Origin of the sequence: Achromobacter sp. SD115, assembly GCF_017355315.1 — a bacterium.
GTDB lineage: Bacteria > Pseudomonadota > Gammaproteobacteria > Burkholderiales > Burkholderiaceae_B > Achromobacter > Achromobacter xylosoxidans_B.
On record NZ_JADIJM010000001.1, the window covers coordinates 449,507 to 475,782 of the forward strand.

The 26,276-nt window shown below is 67.0% G+C and carries 29 protein-coding genes; 9 read left to right on the forward strand and 20 right to left on the reverse strand.

Translation table 11 applies throughout. The annotated features are described in order from the left end of the window. Positions 1-43: 43 nt before the first annotated feature. From IPU70_RS02060 to IPU70_RS02110, 11 genes are all read right to left on the reverse strand, one after another. Positions 44-937, reverse strand: coding sequence for a cation diffusion facilitator family transporter (locus IPU70_RS02060; RefSeq protein ID WP_207464529.1), 894 nt, complete (start codon positions 935-937; stop codon positions 44-46). A 24-nt stretch (positions 938-961) separates the two neighbouring features. Then, positions 962-1,264 carry a zinc ribbon domain-containing protein gene (locus IPU70_RS02065; protein ID WP_207464530.1) on the reverse strand — a complete coding sequence of 101 codons (303 nt, stop codon included), beginning with the start codon at positions 1,262-1,264 and terminating at the stop codon, positions 962-964. A 137-nt stretch (positions 1,265-1,401) separates the two neighbouring features. After that, on the reverse strand, positions 1,402-2,391 hold the full coding sequence (locus IPU70_RS02070; protein ID WP_207464531.1) for a tripartite tricarboxylate transporter substrate binding protein: 990 nt from the start codon (positions 2,389-2,391) through the stop codon (positions 1,402-1,404). Between the two features lie 119 nt (positions 2,392-2,510). Further along, positions 2,511-3,197 carry an AroM family protein gene (locus IPU70_RS02075; RefSeq protein WP_207464532.1) on the reverse strand — a complete coding sequence of 229 codons (687 nt, stop codon included), beginning with the start codon at positions 3,195-3,197 and terminating at the stop codon, positions 2,511-2,513. Continuing rightward, a complete protein-coding gene (locus tag IPU70_RS02080) occupies positions 3,194-4,123 on the reverse strand; it encodes a DUF1177 domain-containing protein (RefSeq protein ID WP_207464533.1) in 930 nt (309 codons plus the stop codon). Before IPU70_RS02080 ends, IPU70_RS02075 begins: the two co-directional genes overlap by 4 nt. Beyond that, complete coding sequence (pepE, locus tag IPU70_RS02085) at positions 4,120-4,824, reverse strand: dipeptidase PepE (RefSeq protein WP_207464534.1); 705 nt, start codon at positions 4,822-4,824, stop codon at positions 4,120-4,122. The genes IPU70_RS02080 and pepE overlap by 4 nt, the downstream gene beginning before the upstream one ends. 75 nt (positions 4,825-4,899) lie before the next feature. After that, on the reverse strand, positions 4,900-5,667 hold the full coding sequence (locus tag IPU70_RS02090; protein WP_207464536.1) for an IclR family transcriptional regulator: 768 nt from the start codon (positions 5,665-5,667) through the stop codon (positions 4,900-4,902). Between the two features lie 168 nt (positions 5,668-5,835). Continuing rightward, the gene (locus tag IPU70_RS02095) at positions 5,836-6,552 is read right to left on the reverse strand and encodes a cysteine hydrolase (RefSeq protein WP_371818849.1); all 717 of its coding nucleotides are present in this window, start codon (positions 6,550-6,552) and stop codon (positions 5,836-5,838) included. A gap of 200 nt (positions 6,553-6,752) precedes the next feature. Further along, positions 6,753-7,157: a MerR family transcriptional regulator gene (locus IPU70_RS02100; RefSeq protein ID WP_207464538.1), complete on the reverse strand. Its 405-nt coding sequence runs from the start codon at positions 7,155-7,157 to the stop codon at positions 6,753-6,755. A gap of 88 nt (positions 7,158-7,245) precedes the next feature. Continuing rightward, positions 7,246-8,493, reverse strand: a complete 1,248-nt coding sequence (locus IPU70_RS02105) for a serine hydrolase domain-containing protein (RefSeq protein ID WP_207464539.1) — start codon at positions 8,491-8,493, stop codon at positions 7,246-7,248. Between the two features lie 46 nt (positions 8,494-8,539). Beyond that, the gene (locus tag IPU70_RS02110; protein WP_207464541.1) at positions 8,540-9,250 is read right to left on the reverse strand and encodes a GntR family transcriptional regulator; all 711 of its coding nucleotides are present in this window, start codon (positions 9,248-9,250) and stop codon (positions 8,540-8,542) included. 163 nt (positions 9,251-9,413) lie between these two features. On the opposite strand from IPU70_RS02110, the gene IPU70_RS02115 reads away from it, so the two are divergent. Then, positions 9,414-10,409, forward strand: a complete 996-nt coding sequence (locus tag IPU70_RS02115) for a tripartite tricarboxylate transporter substrate binding protein (RefSeq protein ID WP_207464543.1) — start codon at positions 9,414-9,416, stop codon at positions 10,407-10,409. An 18-nt stretch (positions 10,410-10,427) separates the two neighbouring features. Here IPU70_RS02115 and IPU70_RS02120 read toward each other — a convergent pair whose 3' ends face one another. Beyond that, complete coding sequence (locus tag IPU70_RS02120; protein ID WP_207464545.1) at positions 10,428-11,468, reverse strand: metal-dependent hydrolase; 1,041 nt, start codon at positions 11,466-11,468, stop codon at positions 10,428-10,430. Positions 11,469-11,574: 106 nt separating this feature from the next. Here IPU70_RS02120 and IPU70_RS02125 point away from each other — a divergent pair, with 106 nt between their 5' ends. The 4 genes from IPU70_RS02125 to IPU70_RS02140 all read left to right on the forward strand — a co-directional run bounded on the left by IPU70_RS02125 (position 11,575) and on the right by IPU70_RS02140 (position 14,385). After that, positions 11,575-12,213 carry a DedA family protein gene (locus tag IPU70_RS02125; protein ID WP_207464546.1) on the forward strand — a complete coding sequence of 213 codons (639 nt, stop codon included), beginning with the start codon at positions 11,575-11,577 and terminating at the stop codon, positions 12,211-12,213. Between the two features lie 16 nt (positions 12,214-12,229). Next, positions 12,230-12,751, forward strand: coding sequence for a hypothetical protein (locus tag IPU70_RS02130; RefSeq protein ID WP_207464547.1), 522 nt, complete (start codon positions 12,230-12,232; stop codon positions 12,749-12,751). 46 nt (positions 12,752-12,797) lie between these two features. Beyond that, positions 12,798-13,484 (forward strand): dUTPase, encoded by a 687-nt coding sequence (locus IPU70_RS02135; RefSeq protein ID WP_207464548.1) that lies wholly within the window; start codon positions 12,798-12,800, stop codon positions 13,482-13,484. Positions 13,485-13,692: 208 nt separating this feature from the next. Beyond that, a complete protein-coding gene (locus IPU70_RS02140; RefSeq protein ID WP_207464623.1) occupies positions 13,693-14,385 on the forward strand; it encodes a 2OG-Fe(II) oxygenase in 693 nt (230 codons plus the stop codon). A 43-nt stretch (positions 14,386-14,428) separates the two neighbouring features. Here the strand turns inward: IPU70_RS02140 and IPU70_RS02145 are convergent, their stop codons facing one another. Beyond that, entirely contained in the window at positions 14,429-15,364 is a 936-nt protein-coding gene (locus IPU70_RS02145) for a LysR family transcriptional regulator (protein WP_207464549.1), read from the reverse strand. A 146-nt stretch (positions 15,365-15,510) separates the two neighbouring features. On the opposite strand from IPU70_RS02145, the gene IPU70_RS02150 reads away from it, so the two are divergent. Further along, complete coding sequence (locus tag IPU70_RS02150; RefSeq protein WP_207464550.1) at positions 15,511-16,500, forward strand: tripartite tricarboxylate transporter substrate binding protein; 990 nt, start codon at positions 15,511-15,513, stop codon at positions 16,498-16,500. Continuing rightward, positions 16,497-17,591 carry a maleylacetate reductase gene (locus IPU70_RS02155; protein WP_242702255.1) on the forward strand — a complete coding sequence of 365 codons (1,095 nt, stop codon included), beginning with the start codon at positions 16,497-16,499 and terminating at the stop codon, positions 17,589-17,591. The genes IPU70_RS02150 and IPU70_RS02155 overlap by 4 nt, the downstream gene beginning before the upstream one ends. Positions 17,592-17,633: 42 nt before the next feature. Here the strand turns inward: IPU70_RS02155 and IPU70_RS02160 are convergent, their stop codons facing one another. The 6 genes from IPU70_RS02160 to IPU70_RS02185 all read right to left on the reverse strand — a co-directional run bounded on the left by IPU70_RS02160 (position 17,634) and on the right by IPU70_RS02185 (position 23,189). Next, positions 17,634-18,746, reverse strand: a complete 1,113-nt coding sequence (locus IPU70_RS02160; RefSeq protein WP_207464551.1) for an NADH:flavin oxidoreductase/NADH oxidase — start codon at positions 18,744-18,746, stop codon at positions 17,634-17,636. Between the two features lie 105 nt (positions 18,747-18,851). Next, complete coding sequence (locus IPU70_RS02165) at positions 18,852-19,622, reverse strand: amino acid ABC transporter ATP-binding protein (RefSeq protein WP_207464552.1); 771 nt, start codon at positions 19,620-19,622, stop codon at positions 18,852-18,854. Then, positions 19,619-20,290, reverse strand: a complete 672-nt coding sequence (gene ehuD / locus IPU70_RS02170) for an ectoine/hydroxyectoine ABC transporter permease subunit EhuD (protein WP_207464554.1) — start codon at positions 20,288-20,290, stop codon at positions 19,619-19,621. The genes IPU70_RS02165 and ehuD overlap by 4 nt, the downstream gene beginning before the upstream one ends. Beyond that, on the reverse strand, positions 20,287-20,940 hold the full coding sequence (gene ehuC / locus IPU70_RS02175) for an ectoine/hydroxyectoine ABC transporter permease subunit EhuC (protein WP_207464555.1): 654 nt from the start codon (positions 20,938-20,940) through the stop codon (positions 20,287-20,289). Before ehuC ends, ehuD begins: the two co-directional genes overlap by 4 nt. A 9-nt stretch (positions 20,941-20,949) precedes the next feature. After that, the gene (gene ehuB, locus IPU70_RS02180) at positions 20,950-21,858 is read right to left on the reverse strand and encodes an ectoine/hydroxyectoine ABC transporter substrate-binding protein EhuB (protein WP_207464556.1); all 909 of its coding nucleotides are present in this window, start codon (positions 21,856-21,858) and stop codon (positions 20,950-20,952) included. A 176-nt stretch (positions 21,859-22,034) separates the two neighbouring features. Next, positions 22,035-23,189, reverse strand: a complete 1,155-nt coding sequence (locus tag IPU70_RS02185) for an ABC transporter substrate-binding protein (RefSeq protein WP_207464557.1) — start codon at positions 23,187-23,189, stop codon at positions 22,035-22,037. A 265-nt stretch (positions 23,190-23,454) separates the two neighbouring features. Here IPU70_RS02185 and IPU70_RS02190 point away from each other — a divergent pair, with 265 nt between their 5' ends. Together IPU70_RS02190 and IPU70_RS02195 are read left to right on the forward strand one after the other, a co-directional pair. Continuing rightward, positions 23,455-23,880 carry an OsmC family protein gene (locus IPU70_RS02190; protein ID WP_013394740.1) on the forward strand — a complete coding sequence of 142 codons (426 nt, stop codon included), beginning with the start codon at positions 23,455-23,457 and terminating at the stop codon, positions 23,878-23,880. 130 nt (positions 23,881-24,010) lie between these two features. Beyond that, positions 24,011-25,300, forward strand: coding sequence for an Nramp family divalent metal transporter (locus IPU70_RS02195; protein ID WP_207464558.1), 1,290 nt, complete (start codon positions 24,011-24,013; stop codon positions 25,298-25,300). Here the strand turns inward: IPU70_RS02195 and IPU70_RS02200 are convergent. Then, positions 25,273-26,232, reverse strand: coding sequence for a LysR family transcriptional regulator (locus tag IPU70_RS02200; RefSeq protein ID WP_242702279.1), 960 nt, complete (start codon positions 26,230-26,232; stop codon positions 25,273-25,275). The two genes, IPU70_RS02195 and IPU70_RS02200, sit on opposite strands and share 28 nt — an antisense overlap. Positions 26,233-26,276 lie beyond the last annotated feature (44 nt).

The following is a 26,276-nucleotide window of genomic DNA, read 5'->3' on the forward strand; positions in this document are numbered from 1 at the left end:
GGGTTTTTCTTTGCTCGCGAACTTGCTGCGAACCCACACGCGCTCAGTGGATGTGCTCCTCGGCCGAACGATCCTCGCGCTCCATCTGCAGCGTCGTATGGTGCAGGTCAAAATCCTCCTGCAAGCGAGCTTCGATGGCGCAGCGCACCTGTTCGCCGTCCGCCCCGGGCACCAGTACCACATGGCCCGTGAGCATCGGATTGCTCTGCGTCACCGCCCACAGATGGATGTCGTGGATGGAGGCCACCCCTGCCGTGCCGGCGATGGCCGCGCGCACCGCCTGCAGGCTCATGCCCGGCGGCACGCCTTCGAGCAGGATGTTCACGCATTCGCGCAGCAGCACCCACGTGCGCGGGAACACCATGAAGCCTATGCCCACCGCCAGCGCGGAATCCACCCAGCGCCAGCCGGTGAACCAGATGAGCACGGCGCCGACGATCACGCCGACCGAGCCCAGCATGTCGGCCCATACCTCCAGGTAGGCGCCTTTCACGTTGAGGCTCTCATCCTTCGCGCTTGCCAGCAGGCGCATCGAAATCAGGTTGACGATCAGGCCAACCACGGCGACGGCCAGCATCCCGAGCGATTGGATGTCCTGCGGCGCGGACAAGCGCTGGTAGGCTTCGTACAGGATGTAGAACGCCACGCCCAGCAGCACCAGCGCATTGACCGCCGCCGCCAGGATCTCGAAACGGGCGTAGCCGTAGGTACGCATCAGGTCCGCCGCCTTGCGGCCGGCGCGTATCGCCACCAGCGCCAACAGCAGGGCCATCGCGTCGGTCAGCATGTGCATGGCATCGGAAATCAATGCCAGGCTGCCTGTGATCATCCCGCCGGCCACCTCCACCAGCATGAACGTGCCCGTCAGGGCGAAGGCGATCCAGAGGCGGGATTCGGGCAAGGCGCGCACGTCACCGTGCTGATGGCTGTCGCTCATGGCTGTCCTGGTCGTGGAAGGAAATCAAGGCTGAACCGTGCGCGCGACTGCTGTGCCGCACTGTCCGCAGAAACTCGCTCCCGGGGCAAGAGCGGCACGGCACTGGGGACATGCAGCCGCCGCGAGCGAGGCGCCGCATTGCGAACAATACCGGCTGCCCGCAGGCTGCGCCGCGCCGCAATTATTGCAGGCCACGCCTGCTGCGTGCGAGGAAGCGCCTTGCGGCGGATTGCCGTGGGAGCCCCCCCGATGGCCATCGTAGCCATGGCGGTTGCCGTAACCATGGCGGCTGCCCTGTCCGCCCAGCAGATGCTTCAGTATGCCCATTTGAGACTCCGAATCGCCGTTCCGGCGTATTGCCAGGCCTCATGAAAAAGCCTGAAGTAACTTCAGAGTCAAGCTCTGCAGCCTGGGACATAAAAAAACCCTCCGTGTTACCGGAGGGTTTTGGGGGGTAACCCGGCTTACTGCTCCAGGCTGATGTTGGCCGCCTTGACGATGTCGGCCCATTGCTGGCGGTCCTTCTCCAGGAACTGGCTGAACTGTTCAGGCGTCATGCCCGTGACCGGCTCGGAACCCAGGCCGGCCATCTTCTCGACCAGCGCGGGCTGCTTCAGCACGTCCTGCATGGCCGCGTAGTAGGCGGCCAGCACGTCGGCGGGCAGGCCGGCGGGCGCGAACACGCCTTGCCAGGTCGGCATGTCGAAGCCCTTCAGGCCCTGCTCATCCAGCGTCGGCACGTTGGGCAACTGCGGCGCGCGCTTGATCGAAGCCACGGCGATGGCCTTGACCTTGCCTTGCGAGGCCAGCGGCGCGGCGGTGGAGATGTTGTCCATCGTCATGGCGATATGGCCGCCCAGCAGATCGGTGATGACGGGCGCGGCGCCGCGATAGGCGGCGTGCGGCACCTTCACGCCCAGCTTGTACAGCATGGTCTCGGCGATCAGGTGGTTGGAAATGCCCACGCCGGCGGTGCCGTAGGTGGCGGTCGGCGTCTTCTGGAAATACTCCTTCAGTTCGGCCAGGTTGTTGGCCGGCACGTCCTTGTTGACGATGACCACGTTGGGCTGCACCGCGGCCAGCGTGATGGGCGTGAAATCCGCCGGCTTGTAGTTGGTGCCCTTGGGGTTCAGGACATGGGTAATGGCCATGGAACCGGCGGCGGCAATGCCGATGGTGTAGCCGTCGGCCGGCGACTGCGCCAGACGGTAGGCCATGATGTTGCCGCCGGCGCCGGCCAGGTTTTCGACCACGACGGGCTGGCCCAGGCGCTGCGACAGCGGCTCGGCCAGGAGGCGCGCCAGGGTGTCGGCGGAACCGCCGGGCGCGAAGCCCACCAAGAGGCGCACCGGCTTGGCGGGTTTCCAGGCGTCGGCGGCGTAGGCCGGCGCGGCCGTCAGGGTGGTGACGGCGAACAGTGCGCCAGCGGCGCGATGCAGAGTACGGCTGAACATGAAAAACACTCCCAACGATTAATTGACGAAGCCCGCTTCGTCTCCTCTCGCCGCTCGTCCGCCCCGGCCGCGCCGCGCGTTCCGATGCGCGGCCAGGCTGCGGGACGGTACCCGCGGCGTTATTCCAATATTTGCGCCAGCGTCTGCGCCACCATGCGGTTGGACAGCAGCACCGGCCGGCCCGAGGCTTGCGCCACCGCCTGGCGCATGCGCTCGGCGTAGCCCATGCAATGCATGACGATCAGGTCGCAGGACGCGAGTTCGCGGCCAGCCCGCTCGAAGTTGCGCGCGGCCTGCGCCGCGTCGGCTTCGTAGGGGGAGGCATGCACGACCACGGTCTCGCAGGACAGCGGCACGATCATGTGGAAGGCGTCGACCTGCGCCTCCAGCGGCACTACCAGCCCCACCTTGCGGCAATGCTCGGCCAGGCCGGCGACCAGGTGGTCCACCACCTGCTGCGGCTCCACCACCAGCGTGCGCATCGGCGCGATCGCAGTGCCGGTGCACAGCGGCACCAGCACGTCGTAGCCGGCGGCGTCGGCCTGGCGCATGACCTCAGCCAGCCGCGCCTCGGCGGCGGCCGCGTCCAGTTCGATCTGCGAGCCGTCGCGCATGCGCGTGGCGAAGCGGTACTCGCCCGGCTTGGGCGCCAGCGCGGCCAATCCCGCGGCATCCAGGCCGTCCAGCGCGCCGAACTCGTCGATGCGCACCTGCGCGCCCAAGAGCGGCGCCATCTCGGGCACCACGTCGCTGCGCGGCGACTGGCCGATGGTGAAGAACGCCACGCGGCGCGGCTGCGGGCTCATGCCGCGCTCCCGTCTTCGCGGCCCACGGTCTGCAGATGCGCCATCGAGCCGTAGCGGCTCTGCAAGGCGGCCCATTCCGTCTCGTCGACGAAGCTCATCGCGCCTTGTCCGTAGAGCTTGGCGATCTCGATGCAGAAGCGCATGGCGACGTCGGCGTCCACGGCGTTGGTGACGCCCGTGGCGCAGCCCGGCACCGTGGTCTGCGCGGTCAGCGCCACGCCCACCACCGGCGCGCCGGTAACGATCGTGGGCTGCATCAGCGAGTTCACGTGCCACAGGCCGTTTTCGTAGGGCGTGATGTCCTGCGTGGTCAGCGGCAGGGTCACCGGCAGTTCGCCGCTGACCCAGCCCATGACGTCCAGCATGGTTTCGGGAATGCGCAGCAGATAGCCCTGGCGCGCGACCGGCGTCAGCGCCACGCCACGGTGGTTGACCAGGCGGTTGCCGCGCGTGGTGTCGACCGACAGGATCGCGTCCATGCGCGGGTCGACTTCATGCGACATCATTTCGCGCATGGGGAACGGCGAACGCATCATCGGCACCGGATGGTGCGGCCGCGTGCCGGCGCGCGGGCAGATGTGGGTGCGGATGCGCACCGTGCCCGGCAGGACGTCGCCCTGGCGGGCCATGGCCATCAGCTTGAAAGCCGCAGCGATGGCGACCACCGCGCCGTCGCTGTCGGACACCAGGCCGGTGACCGCGGGACGCGCGCCGATGCCGCCCAGGCGGCCGACGATGCCGAGTTGCGGCGCGGCGTCATCAAGGCCGGGAATCACGATGGACAGGAATTCGGTGGCGGCGCCGTCGCGCTCCAGCCGGGTCACCTCGACCTCGCAGTTGCCGGCCGCGCGCAGCTGCTCGGCCACGGCCTCGCCGGTGATGTGGGCGGAGGACAGCAGTTCGATGGTATCGATGACGTGCTTCATGCCGGGATCTCCACGGGGCCGGGGCGGAACACGCGGGGCTCTTCGCGGCCGATGAACAGCGGCGCATCGTGCGGGCCGATCAGGTCGATCTGGCCGCCGCGCACGCGCAGGGCCGAACCTTCCGGCAGGCCAAGGACCGGCATCTGCGGGTTCAGCGTGCAGAATTCGGCCAGGCGCTGGGCGCGGGTTTCGCCGCGATGTCCGGGCGGATGCGCGTTGGTGTAGTGCGGGTTGATCTGGAACGACAGCAAGCCCAGGGCGTCGAAGCCTTGCGGGTCGGTGATGGGCATGTCGTTGGTGGTGCAGATGCTGGGGCAGCTCAGGTTGGAGCCGGCGCTCCAGCCCAGATAGGCCGCGCCCTCGCGCACGCGGCGCGCCACGACGTCAAGCAAGCCCAGGCGGCGCAGCTGGCCGAGCAGGTTGAAGGTGTTGCCGCCGCCCACGATGATGGCCGCGGCGCCTGCCAGCGCGGCCGCGGGATCCTCGGCGCGATGCAGCCCCTGGATGTCCAGGCCGGTATCCGCCAGCGCCGACGCCACCAGCGCGGTGTAGTCGTCCCAGTCGCGCGTGACGCCGGCGTACGGCACGAAGACGGCCGGCGCGCCTTGCGGCAGCGATGCGATCAGTTCGCGGATGTCGGGCAGCGCGTGGACCAGATAGCCGGCATCGCTGCTGGAGTTGCTGAGGAGCAGTAGGTTCATGTGGAGGATTTCCGTAAGGGATTTTCTGGGTGTCCGGCGGCGCGGACGCATCTGTATTTGTGAGCCTGCAAGCGTTCAGGCCAGCCAATAGGGATCGTTCAGTTCGCGCCCCAGCGCCCCGACCTGCCGCAGCACGGACTCGCGCAAGCGCGCGACGCGGTCGGCATCGGCCTGGAAGGAAACGAAGGACAGGCACAGGCCGCGCAGTTCGCCGGTGGCGGGGTCGCGCACGGCGGCGGCCACCGCGCCTATGCCCGGCATGGCCTGGTCGATGGCCACGCCGCAATGGTCCGCGCGGGTCTGCGCCACCAGGCGCGCCAGATCGCCGACCGTGGCGGGGCAGTCGCGGCCTTCGGTGGGCAGCGGCTGATCGGCGTTGGCGCCGTACAGCGCCTGGAACTCCGTTTCACTTAAACGCGACAACAGCGCCCGGCCCATGGCGGTACCCGAAGCGGCGCGGCGCGAGCCGGGCGGCGACAGCACCTGCACCGGGTGCGAGCCGTTCAGGCGTTGCAGCACCACGGTTTCGCGCTGGTTCAGGGTAGAGAGATAGGCGGTCAAGCCGCTGTCGTCGGACAGCCGGGTCAACACGGCGCGGCAGGCGTCGTCCAGCGGCGTGGCCGCCATGCCGGCGCGCACGGCCTGGGCCAGCATGGTCCCGGCGCGGTAGCGGCGCGTGGCGGCGTCCTGGTCGAGCAGGCCGTAATGCTGCATCTGATTGAGCAGGCGCGACGCGCTGCTCTTGGGCATGGACAGGCGAGCCGCCACTTCGGTGAAGCTCAGCTCCGACGCGCCTTCCGCGTACAGCCCCAGCACGCGCTGGACGCCATCGAGAATACTCATGCTTGTTCCAAAAAACGGAACCGATGTTCCTTTAAGTTGAACAAGAATAATGCAGAGGCTGGATGGCGGTCAATACGAGCGTTCCCGCAAAACAAAAAGCCGCCGGCAAGCCCCCTCCCAGGGAACCTGCCGGCGGCGAGATGGCGCCCGGCGACCGTGGCGCGGGCGCTAGCCCGCAGCCTGCAGTTGCCGCAGCAATTCCTGCGTCGTCACGCTGTGACCGAAGTGATGCACCACCTGCTCAAGCACATGGGACTGCTGCTGCGTGGTGAACGCAGGCGCCGCGTCGGAAACCACGGTGACTTCGTACCCCAGGTCATGCGCCTGGCGCAGCGTCGACTCGACGCAAACGTGCAGGGCGAATCCCAGCAGGTACAAATGATTGATGTCGTTGTTGCGCAGGTAGGGATCGAGGTTCGAGTTGGTAATCACACTGGCGCCTGAGCGGCCCGCCACGATGAACTCCCCTTTCCGAGGGGTGAAGGGTTCGGGAAAGCGTACCCGCGCCTCGTCGCGCCAGGTACCCGCGGCGGGAATGGCTCCCTTCAAGCCGGATTTGCCGCGCCCCCGGCCAAATATGAGGTAGTCGGGGTCGTTCGTCAGCGTCAGCCCCGCGTGCACGATGTTGGCATTCACGGCGCGCGCGCGGTCCAGGATCCTGGCGCCGTTGCTGACCGCGTTGTCGAACAGCGGCCGATCCTGCATCAACCGGTTGAGCGGTCCGGCAGGATCCAGCCATTCGTCCTGGAACTCGATGAAGACGAAAGCGCTGCGCGCCAGGCCGGGCTTGCCGCTGGCGGCAGGCGTTGCGGCATGGGCCCAGGCGCCGGAAGCCAGCGTCACCGCGGCCACGCCGGTGGATTTGAGCAGGTCTCTCTTGTTCACAGGACACCTCCCGCGGCTGGCCTTGCGGCCAGGCTGGAGCAGTTGGCGCGCCGGATGAACCGGAATGGAACTCCAGTGGAAACACTCTTGTGGATCATGCTTTCCTCACAGGCTTGCGGTTGAACAGGATTCAAATATGAACCTGACGTTAAGTGTAGATTAAGGGCGAAATTTTTTACGGACGATTTCCGGCGCGCAAGCTACTGGCGCTTGTCCCGCGCCTCGGCGATGAGTCCCTCCATGCGGACGATGTTGGCTTGCAGATCCTTCTCGAAAGACCGCAGTTCACCGAGCCGTTCACGCGTACTCTGCAACTGGGCCTGCAATATCTTCAGCACCTGTTCCTTGCCTTTGATGCCCGACGCATCCTGGAAGTAAAGATCGATGACCTGGGCAATTTCATCGAGGCTCAGGCCGAGCTTCTTCAGGGCGGCAATTTTCTCCAGGCGCTGCACCGCCTCGTCGTTGTAGTAGCGGTAGCCGGCGCCCTCCCGCTCAACCGGCCGCAACAAGCCCAAGCGTTCGTAGTAGTGAATCGTGCGATGGCTGGCGCCCGTGCGCTGCGCCAGCTCGCCTATCTGCAAAAGAGCCGTCGTGACCGACATGAATGAAACCTGACGTTGAGTGTAGATTTATTCTACACACGCGGAATCGGACAGGCAATCATGCAGCCCCTTGCGCCGGACCGGCGATTCACATCCCCCTGTTCCAGGACGCGATCGGCGCGCTGGCATAGTCGGGCGTCTCGCACTCGACGCCCACGGCTTCGTAGAGCTGCTTGATCAGCAGTCCGGCGCGCGGGCCGTTGTCCTTGCGCGCATGCATGCGATTGGTGGCATAGCTGAAACTGATCCTGTTTTCCGGGTCCGCGAAGCCTATGGAACCGCCTACGCCGTGATGCCCGAACGAACCTGGGTTGGGTCCCTGGAAGCAGATGGGCGGCGAGTTCCGCAGCACGCCGCTGGCCTGGTGATACGGGCGCTGCATGACCACTTCCGTCAGCTGGTGCTGTTCGGCCGACATGCGGCGTATGGTCTCGGACGCAAGCATCCGCTTGCCGTCCAGGACGCCATCGTTGGCCAGCATGGCGAAAAAGCGGGCCATCGCGCGCGCGTTGCCATGGCCGTTGGCGGAACAGATCTCGGCGGTGCGCCATTCGCGCGAGTTGAAGTCCTCGCCTTCCTTCAGTTGATGCCAGGCCCGGCCCTGCCAGCCATCCGGATCCTTCGCGGCTTCGTCAAGAATCGTGCCGCCCAGCACCATGCAGAACTCGGCGCATCGCTCCAGCTCCGATTCGGGCACGCCGACGAAATAGTCGATCCCCAGGGGCTGCGCGAAGTGCTCGGCAAAATAGCCGCCCATGGTCCGGCCCGTCGCCCGGCGGATGATCTCCGCCAGCAGGTACCCCTGGCTGAGGATGTGATACCCCGCCTGGGTCCCCGGCTCCCACAGCGGCTTCATGGCGGCCAGCGCGCCGCTCATGCGCGCGTGGTCGTAGGCGGCGCCCTTCGGCAGCCGGGGTTCCACCACGGGCAGGCCGCTGCGATGGTCCAGGATCCACTGGATCGGGATATGGGCCTTGCCGTTCGCCGCGAACTCCGGCCAGTAGTCGGCGACGGGACGCGCCACGTCCAGCGCCCCCTGCTCCATCGCATGGAAAATGCAAGCGGCGCTCACGGCCTTGTTCACGCTCATCATGCAAACGATGGTGTCGCGTTCCCACGGCGTTTGCCTGGCCCTGTCGCTGAAACCGCCCCAGAGATCCGCCACGACCTGGCCGTCCACGGTGGCGCAGACGTTCGCCCCGAGTTCCAGACCATAGGCGAAGTGTTCCTGGAACTGCGAGGCCAGCTTGTCGAAACCCGGCGCGACGCTGCCGCGGATTTCATACCTGATGCCGTCGCGGCTCGCATGCAGGTTGATAGGGTCTGGTTGGTTCACGCAATGTCTCCCGTGGTTGAGTGATCCCGCTGCCGCCGGCTCGAAGTCAGCCGGCTTGTTGTTCTGTGGACTCGGCTTCCAAGGCCCTCATGACCTCCAGCGCGGCCGACGCGGCATTGGTGACGTGCTGGATGGTGATGGCCTCCGCCCCGGCGCCGTCCCGGCGCCGGACGTGCTCGATCAACGCGCGCAGCTCGCTCAAGCTGGCGCTGGCCCTGGACGGCTGTTTGAGCGAGAACACGCGCAACTGGTTGACCCGCACATGGATGGACTTCAGCGCCTGCGCGACGACTTCGTTGTCAGCGCCTTCCAGCAGGGTTTGATAGAACAGCCCCTTGGCCTGGATGAAGCGCTCCGGCGAGAAGTCGGCATATACCTGGCCGATGCCCTCGATGGCCGAGGCCAGTTGCTCGATCTGCGCCTGCGACGCGCGTTCGGCGAACAGCCGCGCGGCCAGGCCTTCCATCACGGCACGCACTTCATAGATGCTCTGCGCCTGCTTGCAACTGATGCGCGCCACGATAGGTCCCTTGTTGGGGATGTTCTCTATCAAGCCATCGCTTTCCAGTTCGCGCAGGGCCTCCCGCACCGAGGTCCGGCTGACCCCCAGCAGTTCGCAAAGCTCGCGCTCCACCAGGCGCTCGCCCGGCAGAAAACGCCCCTGGATGATGGCGTCCGTGATGTTCTGAGCGACCAGGCGGCGCGTGGGCGACGCCTCGCTGACGACTCGCATATTGGAAAAGGCAGGTGAATTCATGGCGTTGCCGGCTACGGGTGAAAGACAGGGCATTCTAGCAGGCCCGGTCATTTTGTCCTATCAGCATCTTATACTCTTGTCATACAAGACGACAAGCTGATAGCATGCGGGCTCAAGCTCAGCGGGGACGCCACGGCTTGCACAATCATAAGGAGACAACACCATGCTGGACTTCACCCGGGCCGGGACGTGGGCGGCGGCCGCCCTTGCTTGCGCGGCTCTAGGAATCGGCACGCCTGCCCATGCGCAACAAGCCGCCAAATACCCCGACAAGCCCGTGCGCGTGATCGTGACCTGGCCGGCCGGCGGCGCGGTGGACGTGGGTACCCGCGCCGTCATGAATGCGCTCTCGGCCAGCACGGGACAAGCATTCATCGTGGAAAACCGGCCTGGCGCCAACGGCTCCATCGGCACGGAAGCCGGCGCCCGCGCCAAGCCGGACGGCTACACCATCATCGTCGGCAACACCGACACCTTCGCGATCAGCCCCTATGTCTATCCGAATCTGAAGTACGACCCGATCAAGGACTTCGAGCCCATCGCTCCCCTGGGGACGCTGCCGCTGGCCCTGACGCTGAGGTCGGCGTTCAACGGCAATACGGCGGCGGATGTCGTCCGCCTGGCCAAGGCGCAGCCCGGAAAGCTGACCTATGGCTCCTGGGGCGTAGGCAGCCTGGGGCACGTCGGGCTGGCGTTGTTCGAGCGGGAAGCGGACATCGAGATGCTCCATGTTCCCTACCAGGGCGGTGCGCCTGCCACGGCGGCGATCATGGGCAATCAGATCGATATGCTGGTCACCCAGGTGCCTTTGGCGCAAAGCCAGCAGCAGGCCGGCAAGGTCAAGGTCCTCGGGGTGACGTCAGCCGCGCGCAGCAGCCTTTTTCCAGATATCCCCACCATTGCGGAACAGGGCTATCCGTCTTACGTCGCGGAACAATGGGTCGGCTTCTTCTTTCCCAAGGGCACGCCGGAGCCATTCACGCAGGAGATGGCGAAGGCCATCAACGCGTACGTCCAGAGCGGGAAAGGCCAGACCCAATTGCGCGAGATCGGCTACGACGCCACCGGCGGCTCGGCTGCGGATTTGCGATCCATCGTGGTCCGCGACAACCAGCGATGGAGCGCAATCGTCAAGGAAAAAGGCATACGCAACCAGTAGCCGCCGGACGCGGGCGGCCTATCGCGTCGACAGCTCCGACCACTGCGCCAGCGGCAAGGGCGGCTGCGCATGCAGGATGCGACCCAGCACCAGCTTCAGTTCAGCCCAACCGCCGCGCTCGCTGGGCCAGATGGAGGGCGTCACCGCCTGCCAGCTGCCGTCCGCCGCGCGCTCCGCCATCTTGAAGCGGAAGGTGTAATGGCCCGCCATGCCCATGCGCAGGTCCGTCACCACCAGCGCGTTGCCTATGACGTCGTAGCGCAACCAGTCGTCCGTGAACCAGCGCAAGCGCTGGTGCAGCGGCGCGTCCGCCAGCGCCTGCGCCACGTCCAGATTGAGCGGCTGGCGCAGCCATTCCGGCGGATCCCGGTCGAACAGGCTGCTGACCGATTCGTAATAGTGGCCGTCGGGCGTCTTGGCGATGACGCGCCACACCAGCGTGTTGAACGGCATGGGTACGGCGCGCAGTTCGCTGACGGCGATGCCCTGCCCCTGCATCGCTGCGCGCACCCGATCCTCGGCCGCAATGCGGCCGGCCAAGCCGAAGCCCAGATAGGCCGTGCTGAAGACCAGCGCGGCGGCCAGCAGCCGGCGCGCGGTGCGCGTCATGCCGAAGCCGACGGCGAACAGCACCGCCAGCAGCAACGGCACGGTATAGACCGGATCGATGATGAACACGGCGGCCCAGCTTTCAGGAATGAGCGCCAGCGGCCAGAACAGCTGCGTCCCGTAGACCGTGAAGGCGTCCAGCACGGGATGGGTCACCAGCACCAGCCATAAGGTCAGGAACAGCCGGCGTCCGCTGTACGGCGCCTGCGGCCAGTATTTGCGGATCAGCCAGGTCAGGAAAGCCGCCAGGCCGGTCAGGACGAAGACCGAATGCGAGAAACCGCGGTGGTAGGTCATGAGCGACACCGGATCCGGGTAGCTCATCAGCACGTCCAGGTCCGGCACCGTGGCCAGCGCCGCGCCGTAGATCAGCGCCCGCCTGCCCTGCACCCGCCCCAGCAGGGCGCCCTGTATGCCCGCGCCCAGCACCGCCTGCGTAACCGAATCCATAACTCTCCAACATTTAGCTTCATCCAGACGGACTATACGGCGCACCGGCAGTTCCGCAGGCGTTAACATACCCGATTGCGTTCAGCTAATTTTCAACTTCGTATCCATGGACCAATACGTCGACCAGATCGCCTTGTTCATCGAGGCCAACCAGGCCTGGGCCGGCCCGATCACCTTCCTGCTCACCCTCGGCGAATCGATGGTGCTGCTGGGCCTGTTCATCCCGGCCACGGCCCTGATGCTGCTGACCGGCGGCCTGATCGGCGCGGGCACCCTGAACCCCTGGAGCATCATCGCCTGGGGCATCGCCGGCGCCATCGTCGGCGACGCCCTGTCCTACTGGCTGGGCCGCTGGGCCGGCCCCGGCGTGCTGCGCCGCTGGCCGCTGAAGCAACAGCGCAGCGGCGTGGCGCGCGCCCGCCTGTTCTTCTACCGCTACGGCTTCGCCTCCGTGCTGATCGGCCGCTTTCTGGGGCCCATCCGCTCCACCATCCCCACGGTCGCCGGCGTGATGGGCATGGGACACAGCCGCTTCCAGCTGGCCAATGTCACGTCCGCCATCCTGTGGATGCCGTTGATGCTGGCGCCGGGCTATATCACGGCACGCAGCCTGGGCACGGCGGACAATGCACAACAGATTGCCATGATGATCGGCGCGGGACTCTCGGTACTGCTAGGATGCGGGCTATTGATAGCCATGCTGCGCAAGCGCCGGGTCCCGGCGCGGCAACGCCGCGGCAACTGAACCGGAGAGAGGGGCAATGGCCATAGATGGGGAGCCCAGGAATGGCGACTTCGCGCGCTATATCGAGAACCTGACGCGTGCCGGCGGCGTAACGCCCGGCCAGGTTCCGGACAAGCGCTCAAGCTCCCGGCCGGCGGCTTCCCCCGTGCCGCCGCCCGCGCCAGCCCCCCGTTCCGACAATCTGTCCAGCGCGCCCTGGGGCAATTCAGCGCCGCCGCCGCAACAGCCCTGGCAGGCTCCGACGGTTCCAGGGCAGGAGGACGCCGCCACGGTGTCGATGGCCCGACACGCCACGCAGCGCAAGATCGGCGTCATCCTGACCGTGGGCGGCATCCTGGCCGGCTGGGCCGCGGTGCGCATCATCTTCGGCGCCTTGCGCGGCCCCGGCTTCGACCTGGATGAAGCCATGCCCGCCATCTTCCTGGCGTTCTTCGCCATCATGCTGTTCAAGGCAGGCCGCAACGCGCGCAATCCGCGCAACAAGGCGGCCCTGCCGCCGCTCAAGCGTTCGTCCTACCGCAAGGATGGCAACGCCTGAGCCTGTGGGCAATGGTGCTAACATTTCCGCCGCTGTCGAAAGACCCATGAACCACGGAGTGAAAGTGAATAACGTAGTCGGATTGAACCAGGCCCAGGCGGCCACGATGCTGAAGCTGCAGGGCCACTTGAACAGCATGATCAATCCGGATTGGGTCAACGGCGGAGCCCGCTTCCTGCGCGCCGCCTTCGTCGAATCCGCCGAGGCGCTGGAACACTACGGCTGGAAGTGGTGGAAGAAGCAGACCATCGACCTGCCGCAGGTGCAGATGGAACTGGTGGACATCCTGCACTTCTACCTGTCGCACACCATCGTGCAAGCCCGCGGCGACATCGCCGCCGCCGCCGGCGCGCTGGTCGCCGACCTGTCCGGCCCGGCCTCGGTCGCGCTGGACGGCAAGACCCACACGCTGGACCAGTTGAACGTGCCCGAGCTGCTGGAACTGATCGGCGGCCTGGCCGTGTGCGGCCGCGCCAGCTTCAAGGTGCTGGAACAGACCATGACGTCCTGCGACATGAGCTGGAACGACGCCTACACGCAATACGTGTCCAAGAACGTGCTGAACATCTTCCGCCAGCAGCATGGCTACAAGGAAGGCACCTACATCAAGATCTGGAACGGCGAGGAAGACAACGTCGTGCTGGCCCGCCTGCTGTCGCAGCTGGACCCCGCGCGCGAGGACTTCGCCGACCAGCTGCATCGCGAACTGGAGCAGGCGTACTCGCGCCTGTAAGCGCCCGCCTGCCCCGCCCGCCTGACAAACGCCGCGCCCGCGGCGTTTTTTCATGGCGCAGCCGGCAGCGCCAGACGCCCAGCGAAGCGCGCTTCCCAGCCAAGCGCAAGGAACGGAGTTTGGATAGGGGCGTGAATTTCTATACTGGACCGGTCTTCAAGCGCAGAGAGGATCGGGCATGCACGCCGCGGCAAGCGAGAATGAGGTGATGACCGCCGCCCGCTATGACTGGGTGGCGATGGAGCATGCCCTGGATGCCCATGGCAACGCCATGCTTCCCCGGCTTTTGACGGCACGGCAATGCCGTGACCTTGCCGCGCTCTACCCCGACGAATCCCGCTTCCGCTCGCGCATCGTCATGGCGCACCATGGATTCGGACGGGGCGAATACCAATACTTCGCCTACCCCTTGCCGCCGCTGCTCGACCGCCTGCGTCATGCGCTCTATGCCCGGCTTGCGCCGATAGCGAACCGCTGGAATCGACAGTTGCGCACGGATACACAGTACCCGCCCGGGCTGGGCGCCTTCCTGCAACGCTGCCACCAGGCGGGCCAGGCCCGCCCCACGCCATTGATGCTGCAATACGGCGAGGGCGACTACAACTGCCTGCATCAGGATCTCTATGGCGAGCATGTGTTTCCGCTGCAGGTCGCCATCCTGCTGTCGGAACCCGGCAAGGATTTCACTGGCGGCGAGTTCGTCATGACGGAACTTGCAGGCAAAGGCCAACGCGCCGATGTCGTGGCGCTGAACCAGGGCGACGCCGTGGTGTTCACCGTCAATCAACGGCCCGTGGCGGGAACGCGCGGCCCGCGCAAGGTTGCCATGCGGCATGGCGTGAGCTGCGTGCGCAGCGGCCGGCGCCACACCGTGGGCCTCATCTTCCATGATGCAACATGACGGGACGCCCGCTTCCGCACGAACCGCCCCACCGCCAGGATCGTCAGGCCGCGCGCGCCGTCTCGATGGCCGCGTCCCACACGGAAGGCGAACCGACCTGCCGCCGCAACAGCTCGGTGAAGGCGCGGATGCGCGCGTTGGCACGCGGCATGGCGCGCAGCAGATAGATGCCGCTTTCCGGCGGCGGGCTGGCGTCCTGCAAGGTCAGCTGCACCAGTCGGCCGGCGCCGATGTCCGCGCCCGCGGACCAGTTGGGCATGAGCGCGATGCCCAGCCCTTCCAGCGCCGCGAACCGGCGCGCGTCGCAGTCGTCGCATTCCAGCACGAATCGAGCGTCCTGCGCCCACTGGCCATCGCCCAGCTCGCGCCAGCCGCGCACGCTGGTGCTATGCCGCCGGTCTATGAGGCGATGGCGCGACAGGTCCGCCAGCGTGCGCGGCATGCCATGGCGCTCCAGGTATGAGGGCGCGGCGCAGATCAGGTAGCGATGGCTGCCGATGCGCTGCCCGATCAGGCTGCTGTCGGGCTGCTGCCCCACCCGCACCACTACGTCCATGCGTTCCACCACCGGGTCCACCACGCGCTCGGTCAATTCCAGTTCCACCTGCAACTGCGGATGCCGTTCGCCCAGTTGCTGCAACATGGGCACCACGTAGCGCCGCGCGAATGCGGGCAGGCAGCTGACGCGCAACAGGCCTTGCACGGTCTGCTCCAGAGATATGACTTCGGAGCGCGCCTCGGTCATGTCGTGCAGGATCTTCACGGCACGCTCGTAGAGGACTTCGCCGGCCTCGGTCGGCATCAGGGCGCGGGTAGAGCGCACGAACAGCGGCACCTTGAGTTCGGACTCCAGCGCGCCGATCTGCCGCGCCACGGACGAGGCCACCATGCCGCGGCGGCGGGCCACCTCGGAAAAGCTCTGGGCGCGGGCGACGTCGACGAAGATGGACAGGCTCTCTGCGAATTTGACGGTTTTCATTTGTGCGTATGGCGCAAAAGGCTTTGGCGCGGAGCGCCTGCTTTCCTGGAGGATTTGGCAATTACGATACCGTGCATGGCCGCACTTTGGCAATTTGGACAAAGATAGACGACCAGCCACAACGACGACAAGCCCAGGAGACCCGCATGCCCCCGATTACCGCATTCCGCCACCCGCCCCGCGTCCTGCTGGCCAGCGCCGTCCTCGCCGCAGGCGCCTGGGCCACCGCCCTGCCCGCGCTGGCGGACTCCTATCCCAGCAAGCCGGTAACAATCGTGGTGCCCTTTGCCGCGGGCGGCACCGTGGACCGGGTCGCCCGCCAGGTGCAGCAGGCGCTGCAGGACAAGCTGGGCCAGACGGTGGTCATCGACAACCGCGGCGGCGCCGGCGGCACCATAGGCACGGCGCTGGTCGCCAAATCCGCGCCCGACGGCTACACCGTCGAAATGGTGTTCGACTCCTACGCCACCGAGCAGCACATCTACCCTAAGCTGCCCTATGACACGGCGCGCGACCTGACCGGCGTGTCATACATGGTGCGCTCGCCCATGGTGCTGGCGGTGACGGCCAGCGGCCCCTACCAGACGCTGGCCGATTATGTGGCGGCCGGCAAGAAGGGCAGCGTGTCCTACGCCTCGGTCGGCGCGGGCAGTTCCAACCATCTGGCGGCCGAAATGTTCCACCAGGCCGCGGGCACCAGCGGCATCCATACGCCCTACCGGGGCGGCGGTCCAGCCGTGTCGGACCTGATGGGCGGACACGTGGAATCCATCATCGCCAGCCTGCCGCTGGTGCTGCCCCACATCCAGAGCGGCAAGCTGCGGGCGCTGGCGGTGACCGCGCCCAAGCGCGTCGCCGCCCTGCCGGACGTGCCGGCCATCGCCGAAAGCTATCCGGGCTTCGAGATCTATTCGTGGGTAGGCATGGTGGCGCCGGCGCAAACGCCGGCGGCGACGCTGGACAAGCTGACCGATGCCACCATCGCCGCGCTGCGCGATCCAGCCGTCGCCGGACGCATCACCGAATCCGGCTTCGAAGTGGTGGCCGGCGGCCGCGACGACATGAACCGGCTGGTGCAGGCCGAATCCCAACGCTGGGGCCAGCTCATCAAGAGCCGCGGAATCGTTGCACAATGACCGACATGCAGACCGGGAACGCCATGCAATCCTTCATCTACGCCAGCCGCGCCCAGCGCGTGGTCTTCGGGCCGGGCAGCCTGGGCGGCCTGGCGGCCGAACTCGATACGCTGGGGCTGCGGCGCGCGCTGGTGCTTTGCACGCCGCCGCAGCGCGCGCAGGCCGAACGGGTCGCAACCTTGCTGGGCGAGGCGCGCGTGGCCGGGATCTTCGACCAGGCCGTGATGCACGTGCCGATCGAGATCGCGCGCCGGGCGCGGGAGACGGCGCGCGAGCTGGGCGCCGATTGCGCGGTAGCCGTGGGCGGCGGCTCCACCATCGGCCTGGGCAAGGCCATCGCACTGGACTCCGGGCTGCCGGTCATCGCGGTGCCCACCACCTATGCGGGCTCGGAAATGACGCCGATCTACGGCATCACCGAGGCCGGCATGAAGAAGACCGGCAAGGATGACCGCGTCCTGCCGCGCAGCGTGGTGTACGACCCGGAACTGAGTCTGTCCCTGCCCGTGCCGATGAGCGTGACCAGCGGCATCAATGCCATCGCCCACGCGGCCGAAGGCCTGTATGCGCGCGACGGCAATCCGATCATGGACCTGATGGCGCAGGAAGGCATACACGCGCTGGCGCAGGCGCTGCCCGCCATTCACGCCGGCGCCGGCGGCGCGGATCTGCTGCAGGCGCGCAGCAACGCGCTCTATGGCGCCTGGCTATGCGGCACGGTGCTGGGCAGCGTGGGCATGGCGCTGCATCACAAGCTCTGCCATACGCTGGGCGGCAGCTTTAATCTGCCGCACGCCGAAGTACACACCGTGGTGCTGCCGCAAGCCCTGGCCTACAACGCCGCGGCCGCGCCGCAAGCCATGGAGCGCATCGCAGCCGCGCTGGGCGCACCGGCTGCGGCGGCTGGCGTGTTCGACCTGGCCCGGTCGCTGGGCGCGCCCACCGCGCTGCGCGATATCGGCATGCGCGAGCAAGACCTGGACCGCGCCTGCGACATCGCTTTGCAGACGCCCTACCCCAATCCGCGTCCGCTGGAACGCGAGGCCTTGCGGACCCTGCTGCAAAACGCTTACGACGGCACGCGGCCCTGAGACAGGGTTCGGGCGGGCCGCGAACTCGCCTGCCGCTTTCGCCTAGCGCTGGCCGAAGCGGGTTTCTCCGAACAACGCCTTCTGATCCCGCGGCTGCGAACGCCAGTATTGGCGCGGCGCGCTGACCTGACCGCCCAATTGCGCCGCGGCGTGCCAGGGCCAGCGCGGGTCATACAGCATGCCGCGCGCCAGCGCGACCATGTCGGCCTGGCCGTGTTCCAGGATGTCTTCCGCCTGTTGCGCCTCGGTGATCAGGCCCACCGCGATGGTGGGCATGCCCACTTGGCGCTTGATCGCGTCGGCGAACGGCACCTGATAATTCGGCCCGGCGGGAATCTTCTGCTGCGGCGAAACGCCGCCGCTGGAAACGTCGATGAACTCGCAGCCACGCTCCTTCAAGGTCTGCGCCAACACCAGCGTCTGTTCCAGATCCCAACCGCCCTCGACCCAATCGGTGGCGGACACGCGCACGCCCAACGCCACGGACGGCGGCGTAGCCTCGCGCAGCGCCTGGAAGACTTCCAGCGGAAAACGCATGCGGTTCTCAAGCGAACCGCCGTAGTCGTCGTTGCGCCGGTTCGACAAGGGCGACAGGAACTGGTGCAGCAGATAGCCGTGCGCGGCATGCAGCTCGATCGCGTCGAAGCCCAGCCGGATAGCCCGCCGGGCGCTGGCCACGAAGGCGTCGCGGATGCGCGCCAGGCCGGCCCCGTCCAGCGCATGGGGCGCGGGTTCGGAGGCGTTGTGCGGCAGCGCGGAAGGCGCCCAGCCCTGCCAGCCGCCGGCCTCGGGCGGGACCAACTGGCCGCCGTTCCAGGGCGCGTCGCTGGAAGCCTTGCGGCCCGCGTGGCCCAGCTGTATGCCCAGTTTGATGGCCGCATAGCGGCGGATGGCGGCCACAACGCGGCCGATGGCCGCCTCGGTTTCGTCGGACCACAGCCCCAGGTCTCCCGGGGTGATGCGGCCGTCGGGCTCCACCGCGGTCGCTTCCACGAACAGCAGCGCGGCGCCGGACAGGGCCAGGTGCCCCAGATGGATCATGTGCCAGTCGGTCGCCAGGCCATTTTCAGCCGAATACTCGCACATGGGCGCGATGACGATGCGGTTGGCCAGCTCCAGCTGGCCGATGGAGGTGGGACTGAAAAGCAGGGACATGCTGGAGCCTCCGGGGCATGGGATGCGAAAGCATAGCGCCCCAACCCGGCTGGCGGCCTGAATACCGCGGCCCGGGCGGGGTCAACCGCGCCCACGGGAGTTGCGCTACTGCCCTTCGATCACCGAATCCAGGAACTGGCGCGTGCGCGCCTCTTGGGGCTGGCTGAACAGCACCGACGATTCGGCGTCCTCGACGATATTGCCCTCGTCGAAGAACAGGGTCCGGTCCGAGCTGCGTTCGGCGAACTTCATCTGGTGGGTCACGATGATCATGGTCATGCTGCGCCGGGCCGACAGGTCGCGCAGGATCTGCAGGATGCCGCCCACCAGTTCCGGGTCCAGCGCCGAGGTCACCTCGTCGAACAGCATGATGTCGGGACACATGGCCAGCGCGCGCGCGATGCCCACGCGCTGCTTCTGCCCGCCCGACAACTGCGCCGGATAGACGTCGAGCTTGTCGCCCAGGCCGACCATTTCCAGGTATTCCACGGCGCGTTCGCGCGCTTGGTCGCGCGGCATGCCCAGCACGTGCAGCGGCGCCTCCATGGCATTGGCCAGCGCCGTCATGTGCGGGAACAGGTTGAAGTGCTGGAACACCATGCCGATCTTGCCGCGCACCTTGCGCAGGTGCGCCGAATTGGGCCCGGCCGGGCGGCCCTGGGCATCGGTCCACATGGGTACGCCATCGATCTCGATATCGCCGCTGGTGGGCCGGTCCAGCGTCATCAGCACGCGCAGCAAGGTCGACTTGCCCGAGCCCGAGGGGCCGATCACGGCCACGGTCTGGCCCGACGGGATCTCCAGGTTGATGCCGCGCAGCACCTCCAGTTCGCCGTACTGCTTACGCAGATTCTTGATGCTTACGCTGGCGCTCATCGCTTTCCTCCATATCGTTGCAGGCGGGCCTCCAGGCCGCGCACGCCCCAGGCCGCCACCAGGCTCAGCGCCAGGAACAGCAGGCCCACCAGGGTCAGGGGCTCGGTGTAGCGGAACGTGGCTGAGCCGATCATCTTGCTCTGCTGCAACAGTTCCACCACGGTGATCGCCGACAGCAACGGCGTGTCCTTGAACATGGCGACCAGGTAATTGCCCAGCGCCGGCACCACCGGCGGAATCGCCTGCGGCAGCACCACGCCCACCGCCGTGCGCCAGCGCGACATGTTCAGCGCGGTGGCAGCCTCCCATTGGCCGCGCGGCACCGCCTCGATGCCGGCGCGGTAGACCTCGGCGCAATAGGTCGCGTAGTGCAGGCCCAGCGCGGTGATGCCGGTGGCCAGCGGCGACAGCCGCACGCCGGTCAGCGGCAGCACATAGAACAGGAAGTACATCTGCACCAGCAAGGGCGTGCTGCGCACGAACTCGATCACGAAGGCCGTGGGCAGCGACACAATGCGCAGGCGCGAACGCCGCAGCAGTGCCAGCGCCAGGCCGAGCGTGACGGCCACCAGCATGCCCAGCACGGTGGCCTGGATCGTGATGAGCAGCGCGGAGCCCAGCGTGGGCAGGATTTCCAGGGCGAAGGACCAATCGAATACCGGCTTCATCGCACGCGCACCTTGCGTTCCAGCAGCCGCACGCCGGCCGTGATCAGCAGGGCCACGGCAAAGTACATCAACAGCATCAGGGTGAAGATCTCGGTGGTGCGCAGCGTCTCGCTGCGCAGCAGTTGGCCGCGGAAAGTCAGGTCGGTGATGGTGATGAGGGACACCAGCGCAGTGTTCTTCAACAGCTCGATCAGCAGGTTGCCCGCCGGCGGCAGCATGGCCGGCACGGCCTGCGGCACCACGATGCGGCGCATGATCTGGCCGCGCGTCAAATTCAGCGCGATGCCCGCTTCGCGCTGGCCCGGCGGCACCGCGCGGATCGCGCCGCGCACCACTTCCGCGCCGTAGGCGCCGGCATTCAGCGCCAGCACCACGATGCCCACCAGCATGGCGGGCAGCTGCACGCCGAACAGCGGCAGCACGAAGTAGAACCAGAAGAGCTGCACCAGGGCCGAGGTGCCGCGGAACACCTCGACATAGACCGCCGCGATCCAGCGCACCGGCCGCAGCGACGACAGGCGCCCGATGCCCGCGGCCAGCGCCAGCGGGACGGCCAGCACCACCGCGCCGGCCATGATCTCAAGCGTGACCGCCAGGCCCTGCAGCAACGGCGGCACGAGTTCGGCGAAATGCTCGGATATCAACCGCATGCGCCCCCCTTACTGGCCGGCGCACAGCTTGGCGGCCGTGACTCCCTTGGGTAGTTCCTGCGGGGTGAAACCGAAGGGCGCGACCAGCTTCTGGTGTTCCTCGGTGCCGATGAACTTGGCCAACTCGGCGTTGAAGGCGTCGGCAAAAGCCTTGTCGTCGGAACGGAAAGCGTAGGCGCCATAGCCGCGCACGTCCTTGCCGTCAATGACGGGGTCCTTGAACGGATCGGCCTTTTCCAGGCCGCTGGCCGCGCTGGTCTTGCCCATCAAGTCGTTCACGGTGAGCGCGGTGGCCGCGTAGGCGTCGGCGCGCCCGGCCTGCACGCCGGACAGCGCGCTGACCGCGTCGGGAAACACCACTACCTGGGCGGGTGGCACCTTGATCTTGGAGGCGTACTCCGCTTCGATCGCGCCCACCACCACGCCCAGCTTGGCGTCGGGATTCTTCATCACGTCTTCGTAGCTGTGCAGGTTCTTGGGATTGCCCTGCTTGACCAGGAAGGACTGGCCGACGCCATAGGTGGGGTCGGAGAACGCCACCTGCTGGCAGCGTTCGGGGGTGACGTACATGCCCGCCGCGATGATGTCGAAACGCTTGGCCTGCAGACCCGGAATAAGGGAGCCGAACTCGGTCAGGACGCCCTCCACCTCATTGATGCCCATGCGCTTGAGCACGACCCGCGCGATCTCCACGGACTCGCCCGTGACCTTGGCTTCCTTGCTGTCCATGAAGGCAAAAGGCGCTTCGTTGGCGTAGCCGATACGTATTTTGCCGGCGGCCTTGGCGGCTTCCAGGGTGGACGCCGCGGCGGGTGCGCTCGCGGCCGGCGCAGCCTTGTCGGATCCCGAGTCGGAACATGCCGCCAGCACCCCCAGGCTCAAGGCGGCAAGCAAACGTCTGGATCGGATCAGGCTCATGGCAGTTTCTCCTGTATTTATTTCGAGGTATATGGATTCACTAAAAATAATACGCTATTAAATGATTTCTATACGAATGATATGCCCGAAAAAAAGCAGGCCGCAGCCTGCTTTTCGATCCGTCGCCCTATGAGAGGTCAGGACAAGTTACGAATGGTAGACGTCTATGTCCCCACTTACTCCGCGTAGGAAAAACGGCCGTTCTTGACGATGCCCATGACGCGGGCGCGCTCGTCGAAGCCCTGGTGGTTGTCCTTGGTGATATTCAGGACGCCATTGGGCACAACCAGGTCACGCGTGTTTTCCAGGGCGTCGCGCAGCGCAGCGCGGAACTCCGGGGTGCCGGGCTTGGCGCCGGTTTTGAGCGCCCGCGCCACCGCCGAATCCAGCAGCATCCAGGCGCCATAGGCGTCGCCCGCGAACTGGGTCAGCGTGTTGGCGCCGTAGCGGGCTTCGTACTTGTCGGCGAAGGCCACCGCCACCTTCTTGACCGGATTGTCGTCCGGCAGCTCGCGCGCCACCACGCCGGGGCCGGTGGGGAACAAGGTGCCTTCCACGTCCGCGCCGCCGACCTGCAGGAACTCCAGCGTGCCGATGCCATGCGTCTGGTAAATGGCGCCGGTGTAGCCGCGTTCCAGCAGCGTCTTCTGCGGCAGGGCGGAAGGCGTGCCGGCGCCGGCGATCAGCACGGCATCCGGCTTGGCGGCGATGACCTTCAGCACCTGCCCCACCACCGACGCGTCGGTGCGCTGGAAGCGTTCCTGCGCCACGACCTTCAGGTCGGTTCCCGCGGCGGCGGTGAACTCCTTCCACCAACTGTCGCCGTAGGAATCCGCGAAGCCGATGAAGGCCACATTCGTCAGGCCCTTCTTCTTCATGTCCGCGACCAGCGCGGTAGCCATCAACGAATCATTCTGCGGCATCTTGAAGGCCCAGGCGCGCTTCGGATCCGACAGCGGCTCGACGATGACGCTGGACGCGGCCAACGCGATCATGGGCGTGCCGGTCTCGGCCAGCACGTCCAGGCCCGCCAGCGCGGCGGCGGTAGTGTTGGGGCCGACGATGGCGTCGACCTTGTCTTCCGAGGTCAGCTTGCGCATGTTCTTCACCGCCCGGCTGACGTCGGTGCCGTCGTCCAGCACCACGTAACGTGCCGGCTCGCCGCCCAGCGTGGCGGGCCACAGACGGATCGCGTTATTGGTCTGAATGCCGATGGCGGCGGCCGGGCCGGTCGTGGACACGTCCACGCCGATGACGATTTCGGCCTGGGCGGACAAGGCAGGGACGACCAGCGCGACGGCGCAGGCGTAGCGGACGAACTTGTAAGACATGACAGCAGTTCTCGGCGAAGTTTGAGCAGATGCCCGTATTTTGCCTGATGGGCGCGCGCCGCCTGGCGACGCGGATCAAGAAAGCAGGCCTGCGGTTACATAGGCTTGCCGTTGCGCGCAGACGCTTTCCGCGCCTGGCGTCCGTGCCCGCCGTATCATCGGTCATGCCAACCCAGGCAATGCGCGCCGCCCCCCAGCCGGCGGCCCGCGCCCTCCCACACCGGCCGCGCTCGCGACGGGCGCGGCCCTACTACAGGAGTCACGCATGAAGAAAACCGCAACCGCCCACTGGTCCGGCGACCTGAAGACCGGCAAGGGCACGATCTCCACGCAGAGCGGCGCGCTCAAGGAACAGGCCTACGGCTTCAACACCCGCTTCGGCGACACCCCGGGCACCAACCCCGAGGAGCTGCTGGGCGCGGCCCACGCTGGCTGCTTCACCATGGCCCTGTCGAACATCCTGGCGGAAGCAGGCATGGTCGCGCAAAGCCTGGACACCAAGGCCGAGGTCACGCTGGACAAGGTCGACGACGGCTTCTCGATCACTGCCGTCCACCTGACCGTGGAAGCCGTCATCCCCGGCGCCAGCGCGCAGGCCTTCGAGGACGCCGCCCGCAAGGCCGAGAAAGGCTGCCCGGTATCCAAGGTGCTGAACGCCAAGATATCCATGGACGCGAAGCTCAAGTCCTGATCCCCGCATCGGCCCATGACCTGTCCGGCAAGGGCGGCGTCATTGGGCCGGCCTATCCCCTGCTTGCCCAAAATCAATTTGACGCTCTGGCCCCTCGAGAGGATGATGAGAATCATTCTCAGGAGCAAGCATGGGCCAATTCATCTACGCGATATCCGGCGGCAGGACTGCGCTGGCGCAAGACGTACAGGTGTCGGCGGGACTGCGCCGCATCGCCGGCCCCGGCATCCTGGTGGCCGTGGGCTATATCGATCCGGGCAACTGGGCCACCGACATCGCCGGCGGCAGCGGCTTCGGCTATGGGCTGCTGCTGGTCGTCGTCACCTCGGCCCTGCTGGCGCTGGGCTTCCAGATCCTGGTGTCGCGCCTGGCGCTGGCTACCGGCCAGGACCTGGCCACGCTGACGGCCCGCCACCTGTCCCCGCGCCTGGCCAAGACGGCCTGGCTGGCCGGCGAGGCGGCGATCCTGGCGACCGCCCTGGCCGAACTCATCGGAGGCGCGATCGCGCTACGCCTCCTGTTCGGACTGCCGCTGATCGCGGGCGTGGCGATCACCGGCGTCGGTACTTTTGCCGTACTGGCGCTGACCCGCGGCAACGCCGACAAGCACGAACGCTTCATCGCCCTGCTGCTGTCGGTGGTCGCCATGTCCTTCGTGTTCCTGCTGTTCAAGGCCAATCCGGCCTGGACCGAAGTGGCGCACGGCGTCACCCAGACCAGCCGGGCGCTGCGCGACCCGCAGGGCTTCCTGATCGCGCTGGGCATACTCGGCGCCACCCTGATGCCGCACAACCTGTACCTGCATTCGGGCTCGCTGGCCCAGCGCGCGCAGCAACTGCCGCCCGCCGCGCGCGACCTGGCCATGCGCGTGGCGCGCAACGACACCATCGTGTCGCTGGGCCTGGCGATGCTGATCAACGCCGCCATCATGATCGTCGCCGCCGCATCGCTGTCGGGTTCGGGACTGATCGTCTCCAGCCTGGACGACGCGCATGCCGTGATCGGCCAGACGCTGGGCGTGGGCGCGGCCATTGTGTTCGCCGTGGCGCTGTATGCCGCGGGCCAAAGCTCCACCATCACCGGCGTGCTGGCCGGACGCATTCTGTCCAACGGTTTCCAGATCCGCCAGGGCTGGTCCGACCGGCGCCGCGCGCTTGCAACCCGGTTGCTGGCGGGCGCGGCGGCGGTCGGCCTGTTGGCGTTCACCGGCGGCCAGGACCCCGACAGCCTGCTGGTGCTGAGCCAGGTCATCCTGAGCCTGGCCCTGCCCTTTGCGCTCGGCCCGCTGGTGCTGCTGGCCTGCCGCAAGAGCCTGATGGGCAAGTACGTGTTGCGCGGCGCCTGGGCCTGGGCGGCGATTGCGGCCACGGTCGGCATCCTGCTGCTGGACGGCTATCTGGTGGCTGACATGCTGGTCTGAACCCAGGACTGGCCGGTGGCCTCGCCGCGCGGCGCCGCGCCGCGGCGGAGCTCTATGGCCTCCCGCAACATGCCGATGATGGCCCGGGTCTTCCGTGGCAACGGCCTTTGCGGCGGCGTCAGCGCGGTGACCGGCAGCGAACGCATCCGATGGTCGGGCAGCAGCCGCACCAGCCTGCCGGACGCCAACTCCGCAGCGCAAGCGGGCTGCTGCACGACTCCGATCCCGCCCGCCCCCAGAATGATGTCGAACATCGCACGCCAATGCGTGGTGGTCACCGCCGTGCGGATTGCCGCCGGCCGGCTTCCGCCCGCGGCATCCATCATCGGCAGGGCCTCGTTCAGGAAGGCATCCTTGACCCGGATGAAGGAATGCCTGGCGAGATCCTGCGCGTTGAGGACCGGGCCGTACCGATCTAGATATTCGGGCGTGGCCACCAGCACGTGGTCCACCTCTCCCAGCGGATAGGCAAGATAGCGCCCGTCGCCGGCGCTGCCGAGACGAATCGAAAGATCGACCCCTTCGACGGCCGGATCCACGGCCTCGTCGTTGAGGATCAGATCCATCAGCAGGCCGGGGTGTTCGGTCCGCGCCGCGATCAGCGTCGGAACCACAACCTTTTCGCCGTAGCAATGGGCTGCGGCGATCCGCAGCGTGCCGCCGATCTCCTGGCCCGTCGCCCAGACGGCCTCGGCAGCCTCGGCCGCCGAGGCCAGCAAGCCCTGGCTGCGTTCGTAGAAGATTCTGCCCGCTTCGGTGCACTTGAGCGCGCGTCCCGTGCGCAACAGCAAGGTGGCGCCCAGGAAGCGCTCGAGTTTCTCGATGCGTTCGCTCACCGCTGGCTGCCCCATGCCCAGGTCGCGGGCGGCGCCCGACATCGTCTCGCGTTCGACGACGCGGACGTAGATGCGCATCGCTGCCAAAAGATCCATACCCATCCCGAAATCCCGCCCGCCGCCAACGCCGCCGGCACCCC